Here is a 13,788-nt window from a genome sequence, read left to right as displayed (position 1 = left end):
AGCCCTCGATGAAGTAACGAGAACTAATCGTTTTTTCATGATTATCTTGAAAGAAGTGACTTATGGTTGAAATCAGAAAAAATTTAATTTGCCTTGTGGATGGTGAAGAGAGAGAAATTATTGATGGTGTTTTATTGCAAGAATTAGATATTGAGCTCCAAAATAAGATTCGTCATGAATTTCCAAATAGTTCGGCAGACAGTTTTATTTGTCTTGATCATTTATTAAAATATCGACTAGAAAAAATTGACAAAATGCTGTTAGAAAAACGTACAGCAAGCAAACATGTGAACAATAAATTGACTCATATATTAACGGATAAGAACTTTAAAGTCGTGAACGTCAATAAGCATCAAAAAGAGTCCTACACTTTTGGTCAAAAAATTGCGGATAATGTAGCTCATTTTGGCGGAAGCTGGGGATTCATCATTGTCTCTATTTGTGCAATGATTCTGTGGATTACGACTAATACGATTCATTTATTCAATGTACATTTTGATCCGTATCCGTTTATCTTATTAAACTTATTTCTAAGTATGGTTGCAGCATTACAGGCACCATTAATTTTAATGAGTCAAAATCGTTCATCGGATTATGATCGATTACATGCAGATAACGATTTTCACGTTAATTTGAAAACAGAAGAAGAAATGCGTGTATTGCACGCTAAAATTGATCGTATTATTCAAAAAGATAATCCTGATTTGTTTGAAGTTCAGAAAATGCAAACAAAAATGTTAGGAGAACTACAACGCCAAATAAATGAATTAAATAATCATCAAAAGAATAATGAAAAATAAAATATCCAAGTAAACAAAAGCTTACTTGGATATTTTTTGTATATCTTTATTTTACAAATTGTTCAGATAGAGCTAGGAATTCGTCAATATCTTTCTTAACTAAGTCAGCACCAGCTTGCCAAAAATTAGGCTTTGTTAAATCAACGTTCAAGTGCTTTTGGGCTAAGTCTTCTGAAGTCATATTTGCTGTATCTCTTAGAAGAGCAATATACTTGTCCTCAAAATTATCATTATCTTGTTGAGCGCGTGCATAAATACTTGCAGAAAATAAATAACCGAAGGTATAAGGAAAATTATAGAATGGTACAGAATCAATAAAGAAATGTAATTTTGATGACCAGAAGTGAGGATGGCGAGTATCTAGTATGCCATCAAAAGCTTCTTTTTGTGCGTTATCCATTATGCTATTCAATCGTTGTGGCGTGACGATACCTGCTTTACGTTCTGTATAAAATGCATCTTCAAACAAGAAACGTGCGTGAATATTTAAAAACATGGCAATCGGATTTGTCATTTTTGCATCTAGTAAAACGACTTTTTCGGCATCAGTTTTGGCTTCACGAACATTCGCATCATTTACAATAAGTTCAGCAAATGTTGAAGCTGTTTCGGCAACATTCATAGCATAAGCATCGCGCCAGAAAGGTAAATCTGTTAATTGAGCAGAATGGAAGGCATGACCAAGTTCATGGGCTATGGTTGCAGCATCATTGACTGATCCAGTATAAGTTAGGAAGATTCGTGATTCATGTAAATCAGGCACAGATTCCATGTAGCCACCTGGTTGTTTACCAGGGCGGTTTTCTGATTCAATCCAGTTATTTTCAAAAGCCATTTTTGCAAATGAAGCCATTTTTGGTGAAAATTTATTAAATTGTTCCATAATAAATTTGGCCGCTTCGTCATAAGAAACATTCGTTGGTTGGTAGTCGCCGATATTGGTTAGTGGGGCAACCTGATCTTGCCAACCAATTGATTTTAAGCCTAGTAACTCTTTTTTACGTTCAAAATAAGGCTTGAACATACTTTTATTAGCATCAACAACTTGCCACATGGCGTCTAAGGTTTCACGAGACATACGATTTAATTCTAATGGTTGTTCTAAGTGAGACTGACGACCGTGAGCCTCTTGATTTGTCAAACGGAACCCAGCTAAATGATTTAAAGTATCACTAGTCAAATTTTCAGCGTTTTTCCACATTTTTTCATAATTTATCATGATATTGGCACGAACATTGTTATCAGGTTCTCCGTCCAGCATATTTAAAGCTTGACCAGCTGATATTTGACATTTTTTACCATTTTCATCTGTATAAGTCATTGACAGTGATGAAGAAATGGTATCGTAATGTTGTGACCAAGCTTGCTGACCATCGAGATCAAACTTGTTGATTAAAGTTTCTGTTTTATCGTCTAATAAGCGCTTAGCATTTGTTCGTAATTCGGTTAAATAAAATGCAATTGGTTCAAGTTGTTCTGTATTAATAGCTTGTGAAAATGTATCATCATCATACTGTGATAATAATTTTTGAAAAGTATTTAACGGAGAGGAAAAAGCAACCCAGAGATTTCCTAATTTATTAAAATGAGGACCGTAAATACTATTGCCGTAATCAACTGATGACCAGCCATTAATAAAAATACTTACAGTACCAATACCAGCACCGATAGTTTGTGCTAAATCAGCAAGATGGGATAGTGCTACAAAATCTGTGTCCTCTTTCAAGTTATAATCAGCTATCTCATTTGTAAAAGTTTGAATTTGGTTTTCAATTAATTTGTACTTTTCTTTTAACTGTGGAGAAGTTATGCCACCAGGATAGATACTTTCTAGATTCCATGTTTGTGAGTATGTCACGTTAAAATACCTCGCTTTCTTTATAATTTATGATACCATTCTTATTCAAATCTTAGTATAATTAATTTCTTTATATCTTTAGCGAAATAATTGGTAACGTTTTTGAATAATTATATAGATGTGATGCGATTACTGTTGCTCTATAGACTAATTTATCATACAATTTTAAAGACTGATTATGAGGAAAATAGCGTTTATGAAGAGATTATACAGATGGATTATTAGCATTTTGGTGGTAGTTTTAATACTATTATTCGTAGCTGGAATGTATTTTTTTCACGTTGCTGAAGTAAGGGATTCTGCTGCTAACCATCCTGATAAATTACGGGCCAAAAGTAATTCACTTTATCATTATGAACATGATTTTTTAAAGCGTGATAAGCAAAATTGGACGCAGACAACTAGTGACCATTTAAAACTAACAGCTTGGTATGTACCAGCTGATATATCCACCAATAAAACAGCTATTTTAGCACACGGATGGCACAATAATAAAACCACAATGGCTATATATGGTGAATTGTTCCACGAACTAGGCTATAATGTTTTAATTCCAGATAATCGGGCCCATGGTGATTCCCAAGGAAATTTAATTGGTTATGGCTGGTTAGATCGAAGAGATTATATTGGTTGGTTAAATCAAATTTTGAGTAAAAATGGGCAACAGTCAGATATTGTCATGTATGGTATGAGTATGGGTGCTGCAACAGTTCTTTCTACCTCTGGGGAAGAGGATTTACCTCGGCAAGTTAAGGCTATTATTTCTGATTCCTCTTATACAAGTGTTATAGATGAAATAAAGCATGAAGCTGGTGATATGTACGGCTTACCTTGGTTTCCTCTTGTTAATATTGTATCTGGTATTTCAAAAGTTCGTGCTGGTTACGCGTACGAGGAAGCGAGCCCGTTAAAGCAAGTCGCTAAAAATACAAGGCCAGCATTATTTATTCAAGGCGGTGGTGATACTTTTGTGCCTACAAGGATGGTTTATCCTCTATACAAAGCCTCTAAGGGGCCAAAACAGTTGTGGATCACTAAAGGATCAAAGCATGTGCAAAGTTTTCATGATTATCCAAGCGCATACCGAGATAAGATAAAAAGATTCTTAGATATTTATGATAAATAAAAACGATTACTCATGATAGAGCAATCGTTTTTATTTTTTTCGTACAGTGCTATGGATTTTCAGATTTTACACCATAAACTTCGATATGATAACCAGTAATGGTCAAGCCACTAGCCTTGCGAGCGGCTTCAAAAAGTGGCGCCATATCAAAATTATCTGCATCGATAATTTCACTTGTTTGTTGGTTGATAACATGATAATGAGGTTCGCCATAATAATCAAAATGACGTTTACCATCATCATGAATATCAATAGCAATGATTAATCCTGTTTCAATTAGCTTATCCAGTGTATTATAAACTGTCGCCAAACTAATATTACTTAAATCTTCGTGAATCATTTCAGCTGTAGGATGTGTTTTGTGTGTAACGAGATATTCTAAAACAGCCATTCTTTGATATGTGGCTTTTAAACCGTGTTCTTGCAATATTGTACGCAATTTTTGATCAGTCATAAGAATCCTCCATATGTACGTATAATTATAACATGATATGTAGAACTGTTCCAAATAACTTGATTTATTTAGGTGATTGCGTTAGAATATATATTAGAATAGTTCTAATAAGGGGGTAATTATGTCTGAAAAAGCAAGTTTTATGCAACGAAATAACATTATTCGTGCTGCTGTAATGGGTGCAAATGATGGGATTTTATCAGTATCGGGTATTATTTTGGGGGTAGCTGGTGCGACGAGTAATACAGGAACCATTTTGTTAGCAGGATTTTCAGGAATGTTAGCGGGAACAGTATCTATGGCTATGGGTGAGTTTGTCTCAGTTAATTCTCAGCATGATGCACAGGAGAAAGTGCGCCAAATTCAAACACAAGCGATTAAAAGTGATTATCAAGGTGAGTTTGATTATGTGCAACAAAAATATGAACAAACGGGTATCTCTTCCGTATTAGCTAAAAAAGCTACGCAAGAAATGATGTCTAAAAATCCATTGATTACATCAGTTCGTGAACGCTATGGATTTTCTTTAAATCAAGAATTAAGCGCAGGACATGCTGCAATAGCATCTTTGATTAGTTTTCCAATTGGGTCTATCTTACCGATGGTTGCTATTTCATTGGCGCCACAAGAAACTCGTGAGATTGCGACATTCATTGCCGTAATCATTGCATTAGGAATCACTGGTTATGCCGCTGCGCACGTTAATGGTGCTGATAAGAAGAATTCAGTTGTTCGGAATGTGCTTGCTGGAATATTTACCATGATTGTAACTTACTTAGTTGGTAGTTTATTTAGATAACTTTTGAGGGGGATTGAGTGATGGAAAAGGTGAAAAAGCATGAAACAATGGATGAACGGCTAAATGCCATTCGTGCAGGTGTGTTAGGATCTAATGATGGTATATTGACAGTTGTTGGGGTTTTATTCTCAGTAGCAGCAGCAACGACTAACCAATTTGCTATTTTTATTGCAGGATTAGCTGACCTGGTAGCCTGTTCTTTGTCAATGGCTTCAGGTGAATATGCTTCAGTTAGTTCACAATCTGATAGTGAAAAAGTTGCTGTTGAGACAGAAAAACATTTATTGAAGACTGACATGGCGGGGCAGCATCATTGTGTAAAAAGCTTTTATATGGATCGTGGTGTTTCTGAGCAAACTGCCAATGAGATTGCTGATGAGCTATTAATTAAAAAACCGCTAGAAACGGTTTTGAGTATAAAATACGATATTACTTTGGGCCATTACATGAGTCCTTGGTCGGCAGCATGGTCATCATTATTTAGTGCAGCATTAGGTGGTGCTTTTCCATTGTTAACGCTATTAATTGTGTCAGGGAAATACCAATTTATTGCTACAATAGGGGCAACAGTTGTGGCAGTAGCATTGACAGGATTACTTAGTGCAAAACTATCTAATGGATTAGTCAAACGTGCCGTTATTCGTAATATCATTATAGGACTAATAACAATCGCTATCCACTATGGCATTGGAAAAGCTTTTTAGTTTTTATTTACCATATAAGTCATTAATGTTGCTGAATACATATTATGTTTGAGATAATAATGTTATGAACAAGAAGATAATAAACAAATGGCGAACTTTAGATGCACGGTTAAAAATGTCAACTTTAATGACTTTTTTTACGCGATCACAAATTGGCTATGTGGGGCCAACATTTGCTTATTATGCATTGTTGACGGTTTTTCCTATTTTAATGGGTGCGGCTTTAATTGTTTCTTTTACTAGTATTAGTACGGATGATTTACTGACAATGATGCGTAATACCTTACCAAATAATATTGAGAATATTGTTGTGCCCATCATGAAGTCAGTTTTGTCCTCAAAAAGTACTTCCTTGCTGTCTTTTACTGTTTTATTCACACTTTGGTCTGTTTCTCGAGTAATCGCTGTTTTTCGTCAATCATTTAATGCGATTGCAGACGTTAAAGAGCATATCAATAGTGTATTTACACGAGCTTTTTCTTTTATTTGGTTATTATTTATCATTACCATATTTGCATTGTTGATGATTGGTGGAAATATTTTGACAATTGTGATGCAGCATTTACCTTATTCAAATTGGACTGGCTTTTTACAACATCAAACACGTTGGTTTATTTGGTTAGGTATGTGGTTGGCCTTGGCGATGATGAATTTCTTTTTACCTGCAAAAGGTGCACGGGCACCTTTGCGTTTTGTTGTTGTCGGCAGTTTTCTGGAATTAGTTATGTTAAATCTTTTAAATAAAGGATTTACATTTTATGCACAGTTTGCTTTAGGCAAGTATGACTTCTACCAATCTGTTAGTTCGATGATTGCGATGCTAATTTGGTTGAACTTAATTGCCACAATTCTCGTTATTGGTTATGTGGTTATAAAATGGTTATCTGTGATTAATTGGAGGAAAAAAGATGTTTCAGGACAGTGATTTTGAAGTCTTTGAAGATAAGACGTTAGAAGGACGAATGGATAAGATAAAAAGCATCATAGATCCAAAATTTGAAAAGTTTGCAGAAATTGCCATACCAATATTGCATACTAATGGTCAAGACTGGTATGCACATATTGCTAAACATCTTCGTAGAACAACCAATGCACCGGATAACACATGGGTAGCTTTTGCGCCAAACAAACGAGGGTATAAAATGTTGCCACATTTTGAGCTAGGAATCTGGCAAGATAATGTTTATCTTTATTTGGCTGTTGAAGAAAACATGAAGCCTGTACACACGTCTGAAATTATGCCAAAATTGCTTGATGTCAGTGAATTAGTACATAAATTACCTAAAGAATATTGTTTAAGTCAAGATCATATGGTAAATACCACTATTGATTTATCAAAGTATGCTGAAACGGTGGCAAGGTATGAAAAGATAAAACATAGTGAAGTATTAATTGGACTAGAAATTAAACGTGGTGATAAGCGTTTTGGTAGCTCTGAATTAACTGATGTGTTAGTTGATGCATTAAAGCAATTATTGCCGATTTATGAAAAGTTAAAATAAAAAAAGGTAGACTCAATTATTGAGTTTACCTTTTTTAAGAATCTATTGCTTCAATTTGATTAATTTGTTGTAATTCTAAAGTTTGAGCTTCGTTTATTTCATTATAAAGTACTGCTGCAAGTGTATTTGGAATATCTCCTGCCGTGCTAGCCTGTTGGATATAATTATATTCATATTGAAATGCTTGAATATATAGGTCACTATCAATTTGTGGTGTTTCTTTATTATATTCACGTTTGATTAAGTTAAAATATCTATCAAAACGTTGTCTCACGTAACTTATATACTGATGATCAGCTGTGTTTTTTTGCAAACTTTCACGTAGAAGATCATCCAAATAGGTGTTCACTTGATCAATTACTTCATTATTTAGTAGTAACAATCCATCGTGAATATTTTGCCATTGTTGTATTTTTCCGTGATGTTCTTCAGCCCATTTTTTTCTTCCTTGTAAACGTTGTTTCTTAGTTATTTGACCATTCTGAATGTGCCATTTGGCATGCTTATATTGTGACCTTATATAGTGAAAAATGGTCTGTAAAGGGCTACGTTGGAAAATATTATTAATTTTGAGTCGATTAATAATTTTTTCATAGGTATCAATAACTTCAGCACTATAGTTTTGTTGAACAACATCGCTGTGAATGTAATTAATAATGACATCTTTTGTATTGCTTAGTAATTCATTATAATGTTGCGATGAGTTTTCTTTATCTAAGCGATTATCACCAAACCAACCTTTTTGTGATTGAAGTTGCATTGTAATTGTTTCGCGTATAGTATGATCATTAATAGTTTCAGAAACTTTTAGTGAAGCATAATCGACCATTTTATTGCGAATAGTATCCAAATCTTTTTTTGTATAACTTTCAATTTTTTTCGGTAAAATAACAGGCAAAATAATAGCGCTCATCAACATGCTAATCAAAATAATTAATGTGGCAACTACAATAAGTTCAGCACGGTAGGGGAAGTCGTGATTTGCAATTGTTATAGGTAGTGAAAATGCCATAGCAAGTGTCATTGTGCCGTGGACACCACTAATAGCAAAAACGTGAGACAAAAATCTGTGTTGTTTTAAATTATCGTGGCTATCAAAGAAAGCATTGGCAGACTGATTGTCCTCACGAAAGGCCCAGAAATATCGAACAGCGTACATAGCAACGTAAATTAAAATACTTAAACCAATCAATTGTGCAAATCCGATGAATCCCATATGACTAATTTCTTGCCAAACAATTGGTAAAGAAATACCTAGGATTATAAATACAATGCTGTTTAAAATATTAGAAATAGATTCCCAAATTGTGTTAGAAGTGAGTTGAACACGTGTTGATGTGAGGCGAAGTTTGTTTGATTCCCAATTATGCACAATACCCGTTGCAACCACAGCGAGTATACCCGAGGTGCCGAATGATTCGGCAAAAAAATAGACAATAAAAGGCGTCAAGAGGCTAATAGGAATAATAGTTGTTTCAGGGCTTGTAGTTCTAAAAGTAATATTTGTGCGAATACCAACGATTATAAAACCAGTAATAATACCAATGATTACACCGCCAACTGCAACAAATAAAAAATGTTCAATACCTAATATGAGTGAAAATTTTCCCTGCTCAAGTACAGACAATGCTAAATCTAATAGAACTAATCCTGTAGCATCATTAAATAGTGATTCTAATTCAAGAGCTTCACCGACACCATTTGGCATATCAACAGAAGCTGTCATCGACTTTACAGCTACGGCGTCTGTTGGGACTACAATTGCAGCTAGTGCAACTGCTAGAGGTAAGGTCCACTGAACCTCGACACGATTAGCTAATAGGCCAACAATAATAGCTGTTGCAATAGCTAGAACAACTGAAAGTAAAAATATGATTGAAAAACGTTTCTTTATTTTCGAAAATGATTGTTTTTGCCCATCTAAGAACATTAATGGAGCAATTATCACCAGCATAAAAAACTCAGGTTCAAGTTCAAAATTTCTAAATATTGGTGTTATTGATAAAAATATACCAACAATAATTAAAATAAAGGCTTCCGGAATTTTTGGTAGAAACTGTTTGATTAGATTGGTCCCGATAACACCAATTAACAGTAAAGCTAATGTATATAGTGACGTCATATGACCTCCTTAAAAAATAAATTAATGCTTAGAGTGATTCCCTGATTTGAACGGTTGATGGTATCCGAGTAGTTTTAGGTACAGTTGTGTGATTATCCATAATTTGCATTAAATTATCTGCGGCAATTCGACCAATCTCTTGTGGATTTTGAGATACAGCAGTGATTTCTGGCGAAATCATATCAGCAAACATATCATCATCATAACCTATGACACCAACGTCGTCCGGAATAGAAACATTGTGCTTTTTTAACAGCCTAATGATTTCCCATAAAACTTGCCCATTTAGCGCATACAGCGCTTTTTTTGTCTTTGAGTCAATCATTGACAATAACAAGTTTTGCCAATTTTCAATGTCATCGATTTCAATTAACTTAATACTAATATTGGTATTTTCAACGCCTGACTTTAGACCATTATAACGATTCATACGGCTGGAAACGCCATTGATATGATTCGCTAATATAATAATTTCTTCATATTTTTTATCTATTATTAATTCCGCAACTTCTAGTGATTTTTGAAAATTATCTGATACGACAGCTGACCATGTAAAGGGTTCTGTGTATCGATCTACTTGCACCACAGGAATTTTTTCGTCAATTAATAATTGGTAGTGTTCAGGCTGATGGACAAGTGGTTGTAAGATAATACCATCGATTTTTTCAGAAACCATTTTTTCCAAATTACTGTATTCACGTGCAATAGAATTATCACCATCCATAATTAAAACTTGATAGATTGTATTTTGAAAGTAGTCACTGATACCTTTTAAAAGACGCGAGGTATACGTATTAGAAATATCTGCGACAGAAACCCCAATTAAAAGAGAATTTTTAGCTTTTAATGCTTGGGCCTGGCGACTAGGATGGTAGTCTAAATTTTCTATTGTTTGGGCAATGCGTTCTTTTGTTTCTTCTGACATATTATCAAACTTCCCATTTAAAAAACGGGAGACAGTTGTCTTTGAAACCCTTGCTGTTTCAGCTATAACGTTGATAGTTACTTTTTTACTCATGTGAATATTATACGATAAATAAGAAAAAGGGGTTGACAAATATTTGGAAGCGTTTACAATATATCTTGTAAACCGGTTTCCGAAAACGATACACGTAATTAAAAATAAAGGATAAAAAATGGAAAAAGAGCAACTACGTATTGATCCAGAAAAATTTGCATTACAATTTCTTGAATCTTTTAAGATAGATTTTGATGCTAAAAATCTTGAAGGTATGGCGAAGCAACAACTTGCAGCCTATTTATCAGCCTATTTTTTAGTTGAAAAATTTAACAAAATTGAAGGTGAAAATTTTGATCGTTCACAACCGAATTTATCGGACTTAGGGTTTGATGAGTTGTTGAAACATGTAACTGAATTAAACAAGTATTGAGAGAAGGATAATGAAAAAAGAACAAATTGTTTTAAATAATTTAGTATTCGCCAATGACCGAGAAAAAGGTATGCTTCAATTAGAAATGCTTAAAAAAATTGTTTCCTTTGGTATTAAATCAGCTGAGTTACGACGTGAATACTTTGATGATATAGCTGAAGAAACACCAGCTATTGCCAAATATGCTATGGAAAACAATATACAATTATTTTATTCAGTACCGGATGAAGTTTTTGTAAATCATCGGATTAATCCTAAATTGGCACAATATTATGATGAGGCACAAGCACTAGGAATTTACGCAATTAAGTTTAATATTGGTGATTTTGAAACTTTGCTACCAGAAGATACTTTAAAATTGAATGAATTGTTATCAGGTGGCATTCAAACAAATATCGAAAATGATCAAACACAAATTTCGGGAAAAATTGCTGCAATAGAAAAGTTTATGACTGCAGTAACTGATGCTGCATTAGATATTGGCTATGTCTATGATATGGGAAATTGGCGTTATGTTAAGGAAGACGAAAACATAGCGGCTAAAAAATTAACAGGCTATGTTCGCTATATTCATGTCAAGGACGATAAGGGTTATGGAGAGAATCTTGTGACAGTACCACTTAATGATGGTGATATAGATTGGCAAGCAATTCTGAATATTTTGCCAAATGATGTACCAGTTGCAGTTGAATATCCAACAGCTAATGACCAAATAATAAAAGATGGCGTTCAGGCACTCGCCAACTTTATTTAAAGGAGTCTACGACATTATGACTAATATTATTATTAGTATTCTGCTCTTATTAACATTTGTTGGCTTTATTTATTATATTGTCAAGGGCGGAAACTTAGTTATTGGATTTTTCATCATGGCCTTACTATGGTCAGTTATTGGATTAGTCCCATTTAATCAAGTTGTGCAAAAGGTTATTGCAGAACCAGCTTTAAATTATGGTCCAACGATTATTTATATTGTCTTTGGCTCATGGTTTGGCCGAGTACTTGTTGATTCTGGTATTGCTGGCTCTATTTCGGCACAAACTGAAAAAGTCGGACGTAAAGCGCCTATTTTTGCGGCTGTTTTAGTTGTGCTAGTGACAGCATTAATTTTTTCTTCTGCATATGGTGTTGGTTCAGTTATTGCCATTGGTGTGATTTTAATTCCGATTCTATTATCCATTGGTGTTCCTAAAAAGGTTGCCATTCCAGCCTTTACAATGGCTATTGGTGCGCCAATGTATATTAATGTTGTATTGTTTAACCAAATTAAAGCTTTCTTTCCCTCCGTTAGTTTTTCTGGAAAATACTTAATTTTTGGCTTGTCAGCTATGAGTGTGCAATTGTTAGGGGTCATTATCTTTATTCTTTTGAACAGAAAAAGCATCAAAAACGGTAAAATCGAGACCATCAGTGATACACAACAAGCAACATTCAAAAAGACACATCCGATTACATTTATTATCCCAGTGTTACCAGTTGCGTTGAATATGTTCTTTCATTGGGATGCAATCCCGGCTTTATTATTAGCGACTATTTTGGCGCTATTATTAACTGGTCAAATGAAATCTTATAAAGGTTTGGTAGATTTTATTAATAAGACTGTGTCGCAAGCTATTAATGATATTTCAGGGTTAATTATTTTCTTGATGGCTTTAGTGATGTTTGCCGGCGCTGCCACCATGAATGTGCCACACTTCAAAAGTATGATAGAAGTTATTTTGCCAAGTAATCCACTTGTTTTGGCCATTGCGATTGGTATCCTTGCACCATTAGCATTGTTCCGTGGACCATTGCATGTATGGGGTGCTGGCGCTGCTACCGCTGCTGTGTTAGCTGCAACTGGAACATTTTCACCCATCTTTTTGCTACCACTACTGTATACAGCAAGTATTATGGCAGTTTCAATTGACTTAACACAATCTTGGAACACATGGGCGTTAACTTATTCAAAATTGGAAACCAAGGAATATCTCAAAATGGGTATTCCAATCATGTGGATTATTTCAATTATCAATGAATTATTAGTATATGGCTTTTTTGGTCATTAAAAAGTACTTAGGAGAAAAACATGAGCGAAATTTTAACATTGGGTGAGCCGGTAGTCACTTTTGCTTCAACTGATCTAAATCAAGGTTTAGTTGATAGCATTAACTATTTTAAGTTTTTGGGTGGTGCTGAGTTAAATGTTCTGATTGGTGCGACTCGATTGGGTCACAGTACGGAATATATTTCTCAAGTTGGGGCAGATCCATTAGGAAAATTTGCGATTAAAGAAATTGCAAGATACAATGTTGGAAATCATTATATTTCGACTGATGAAAATAACTGGACTGCTTTCCAATTAAAAGAACTAGTAAATCAGGGTGATCCTTCAACTTTTAATTTTCGAAGAAACTCTGCTGCAGCGCATTTTGATAAGTCACTGATTGATCACGTTGATTTTACTGATGTAAAGATTGCGCATTTGTCAGGAATTTTTCCAGCAATTTCTCTGCAATCTCGTGCTGCGTTTCGTTATTTTGCGAAAAAATTAATTGATCGAGGTATTCGTACAACTTTTGATCCTAATTTACGTCCTGCTTTATGGGAATCAAGAGAAGTCATGATTGAAACAATTAATGATTTAGCGAAGTATGGCGAAATTGTTTTGCCTGGTATTGATGAGGGTGAAATTTTAATGGGATCAAGAGATCCTGAAAAGATTGCTGATTTTTATCTCAAGAATAGTGAGCGTACACAAACGGTCGTAGTAAAAGTGGGTTCCGCCGGTGCATATGTAAAAAACAAAAGTGGTGAGAGTTACCTTGTTAAAGGCTTTAAAGTGGAACATGTTGTCGATACAGTTGGTGCAGGCGATGGCTTTGCACTGGGTTTGATTACTGGATTAATCGAAGGGTTAACGATGCCAGAAGCTGTTCAGCGAGCAAATGCTGTTGGCGCACTGCAAGTGCAAACACCTGGAGATAATGATGGTTATCCAACTCAATCAGAATTGAAAGAATTTTTGGAAACAAATAAGAAAGAGGCATAAA

14 protein-coding genes are annotated in these 13,788 nt (G+C 34.5%); 10 read left to right on the top strand and 4 right to left on the bottom strand.

From position 1 onward, the window contains the following. Positions 1 to 62 precede the first annotated feature (62 nt). Entirely contained in the window at positions 63 to 800 is a 738-nt protein-coding gene (locus ESZ47_RS04645) for a DUF1003 domain-containing protein (RefSeq protein ID WP_148605190.1), read from the top strand. A 46-nt stretch (positions 801 to 846) separates the two neighbouring features. Here the strand turns inward: ESZ47_RS04645 and ESZ47_RS04640 are convergent, their stop codons facing one another. Then, positions 847 to 2,658 carry a M3 family oligoendopeptidase gene (locus tag ESZ47_RS04640; RefSeq protein ID WP_148605188.1) on the bottom strand — a complete coding sequence of 604 codons (1,812 nt, stop codon included), beginning with the start codon at positions 2,656 to 2,658 and terminating at the stop codon, positions 847 to 849. Between the two features lie 196 nt (positions 2,659 to 2,854). Between ESZ47_RS04640 and ESZ47_RS04635 the strand changes: the two genes are divergently transcribed. Then, positions 2,855 to 3,784 carry an alpha/beta hydrolase gene (locus ESZ47_RS04635; protein WP_148605186.1) on the top strand — a complete coding sequence of 310 codons (930 nt, stop codon included), beginning with the start codon at positions 2,855 to 2,857 and terminating at the stop codon, positions 3,782 to 3,784. A 49-nt stretch (positions 3,785 to 3,833) separates the two neighbouring features. Here the strand turns inward: ESZ47_RS04635 and ESZ47_RS04630 are convergent, their stop codons facing one another. Further along, entirely contained in the window at positions 3,834 to 4,238 is a 405-nt protein-coding gene (locus ESZ47_RS04630) for a Fur family transcriptional regulator (protein WP_148605184.1), read from the bottom strand. Positions 4,239 to 4,359: 121 nt separating this feature from the next. Between ESZ47_RS04630 and ESZ47_RS04625 the strand changes: the two genes are divergently transcribed. The 4 genes from ESZ47_RS04625 to ESZ47_RS04610 all read left to right on the top strand — a co-directional run bounded on the left by ESZ47_RS04625 (position 4,360) and on the right by ESZ47_RS04610 (position 7,243). Continuing rightward, positions 4,360 to 5,037: a VIT1/CCC1 transporter family protein gene (locus tag ESZ47_RS04625; protein ID WP_148605182.1), complete on the top strand. Its 678-nt coding sequence runs from the start codon at positions 4,360 to 4,362 to the stop codon at positions 5,035 to 5,037. Between the two features lie 20 nt (positions 5,038 to 5,057). Then, positions 5,058 to 5,741, top strand: a complete 684-nt coding sequence (locus tag ESZ47_RS04620) for a VIT1/CCC1 transporter family protein (protein ID WP_148605180.1) — start codon at positions 5,058 to 5,060, stop codon at positions 5,739 to 5,741. A 64-nt stretch (positions 5,742 to 5,805) separates the two neighbouring features. Beyond that, complete coding sequence (locus tag ESZ47_RS04615; RefSeq protein WP_148605178.1) at positions 5,806 to 6,666, top strand: YihY/virulence factor BrkB family protein; 861 nt, start codon at positions 5,806 to 5,808, stop codon at positions 6,664 to 6,666. After that, positions 6,650 to 7,243, top strand: a complete 594-nt coding sequence (locus tag ESZ47_RS04610) for a DUF1054 family protein (RefSeq protein ID WP_148605176.1) — start codon at positions 6,650 to 6,652, stop codon at positions 7,241 to 7,243. The genes ESZ47_RS04615 and ESZ47_RS04610 overlap by 17 nt, the downstream gene beginning before the upstream one ends. A gap of 34 nt (positions 7,244 to 7,277) precedes the next feature. Here the strand turns inward: ESZ47_RS04610 and ESZ47_RS04605 are convergent, their stop codons facing one another. Both ESZ47_RS04605 and ESZ47_RS04600 read right to left on the bottom strand, forming a co-directional pair. Further along, the gene (locus ESZ47_RS04605; protein WP_148605175.1) at positions 7,278 to 9,365 is read right to left on the bottom strand and encodes a cation:proton antiporter; all 2,088 of its coding nucleotides are present in this window, start codon (positions 9,363 to 9,365) and stop codon (positions 7,278 to 7,280) included. Between the two features lie 28 nt (positions 9,366 to 9,393). Beyond that, entirely contained in the window at positions 9,394 to 10,383 is a 990-nt protein-coding gene (locus ESZ47_RS04600; protein ID WP_148605173.1) for a LacI family DNA-binding transcriptional regulator, read from the bottom strand. A 118-nt stretch (positions 10,384 to 10,501) separates the two neighbouring features. Between ESZ47_RS04600 and ESZ47_RS04595 the strand changes: the two genes are divergently transcribed. The 4 genes from ESZ47_RS04595 to ESZ47_RS04580 are packed head-to-tail and all read left to right on the top strand — an operon-like array spanning position 10,502 to position 13,787. Next, positions 10,502 to 10,756 (top strand): hypothetical protein, encoded by a 255-nt coding sequence (locus tag ESZ47_RS04595; protein WP_148605171.1) that lies wholly within the window; start codon positions 10,502 to 10,504, stop codon positions 10,754 to 10,756. 10 nt (positions 10,757 to 10,766) lie between these two features. Next, entirely contained in the window at positions 10,767 to 11,510 is a 744-nt protein-coding gene (locus ESZ47_RS04590) for a sugar phosphate isomerase/epimerase family protein (protein ID WP_148605169.1), read from the top strand. A 16-nt stretch (positions 11,511 to 11,526) separates the two neighbouring features. Beyond that, positions 11,527 to 12,804 (top strand): gluconate:proton symporter, encoded by a 1,278-nt coding sequence (locus ESZ47_RS04585; RefSeq protein ID WP_148605167.1) that lies wholly within the window; start codon positions 11,527 to 11,529, stop codon positions 12,802 to 12,804. Between the two features lie 20 nt (positions 12,805 to 12,824). Beyond that, positions 12,825 to 13,787 (top strand): sugar kinase, encoded by a 963-nt coding sequence (locus tag ESZ47_RS04580; protein ID WP_148605165.1) that lies wholly within the window; start codon positions 12,825 to 12,827, stop codon positions 13,785 to 13,787. The last annotated feature ends 1 nt before the right edge of the window (position 13,788 follow it).

This window comes from Leuconostoc litchii, from assembly GCF_008107645.1.
In the GTDB taxonomy this organism is placed as follows: Bacteria; Bacillota; Bacilli; order Lactobacillales; family Lactobacillaceae; genus Leuconostoc; species Leuconostoc litchii.
Note: the sequence above shows the minus strand (reverse complement) of the source record. Positions and strands in the feature narration are given on the sequence as shown.

Bases quoted from the DNA above. Each gene is read 5' to 3' on its own strand.
- ESZ47_RS04645 (WP_148605190.1), top strand. From the start codon at position 63: ATGGTTGAAATCAGAAAAAATTTAATTTGCCTTGTGGATGGTGAAGAG.
- ESZ47_RS04595 (WP_148605171.1), top strand. From the start codon at position 10,502: ATGGAAAAAGAGCAACTACGTATTGATCCAGAAAAATTTGCATTACAA.
- ESZ47_RS04610 (WP_148605176.1), top strand. From the start codon at position 6,650: ATGTTTCAGGACAGTGATTTTGAAGTCTTTGAAGATAAGACGTTAGAA.
- ESZ47_RS04580 (WP_148605165.1), top strand. From the start codon at position 12,825: ATGAGCGAAATTTTAACATTGGGTGAGCCGGTAGTCACTTTTGCTTCA.
- ESZ47_RS04585 (WP_148605167.1), top strand. From the start codon at position 11,527: ATGACTAATATTATTATTAGTATTCTGCTCTTATTAACATTTGTTGGC.
- ESZ47_RS04600 (WP_148605173.1), bottom strand. From the start codon at position 10,383: ATGAGTAAAAAAGTAACTATCAACGTTATAGCTGAAACAGCAAGGGTT.
- ESZ47_RS04605 (WP_148605175.1), bottom strand. From the start codon at position 9,365: ATGACGTCACTATATACATTAGCTTTACTGTTAATTGGTGTTATCGGG.
- ESZ47_RS04620 (WP_148605180.1), top strand. From the start codon at position 5,058: ATGGAAAAGGTGAAAAAGCATGAAACAATGGATGAACGGCTAAATGCC.
- ESZ47_RS04590 (WP_148605169.1), top strand. From the start codon at position 10,767: ATGAAAAAAGAACAAATTGTTTTAAATAATTTAGTATTCGCCAATGAC.
- ESZ47_RS04625 (WP_148605182.1), top strand. From the start codon at position 4,360: ATGTCTGAAAAAGCAAGTTTTATGCAACGAAATAACATTATTCGTGCT.
- ESZ47_RS04615 (WP_148605178.1), top strand. From the start codon at position 5,806: ATGAACAAGAAGATAATAAACAAATGGCGAACTTTAGATGCACGGTTA.
- ESZ47_RS04630 (WP_148605184.1), bottom strand. From the start codon at position 4,238: ATGACTGATCAAAAATTGCGTACAATATTGCAAGAACACGGTTTAAAA.
- ESZ47_RS04635 (WP_148605186.1), top strand. From the start codon at position 2,855: ATGAAGAGATTATACAGATGGATTATTAGCATTTTGGTGGTAGTTTTA.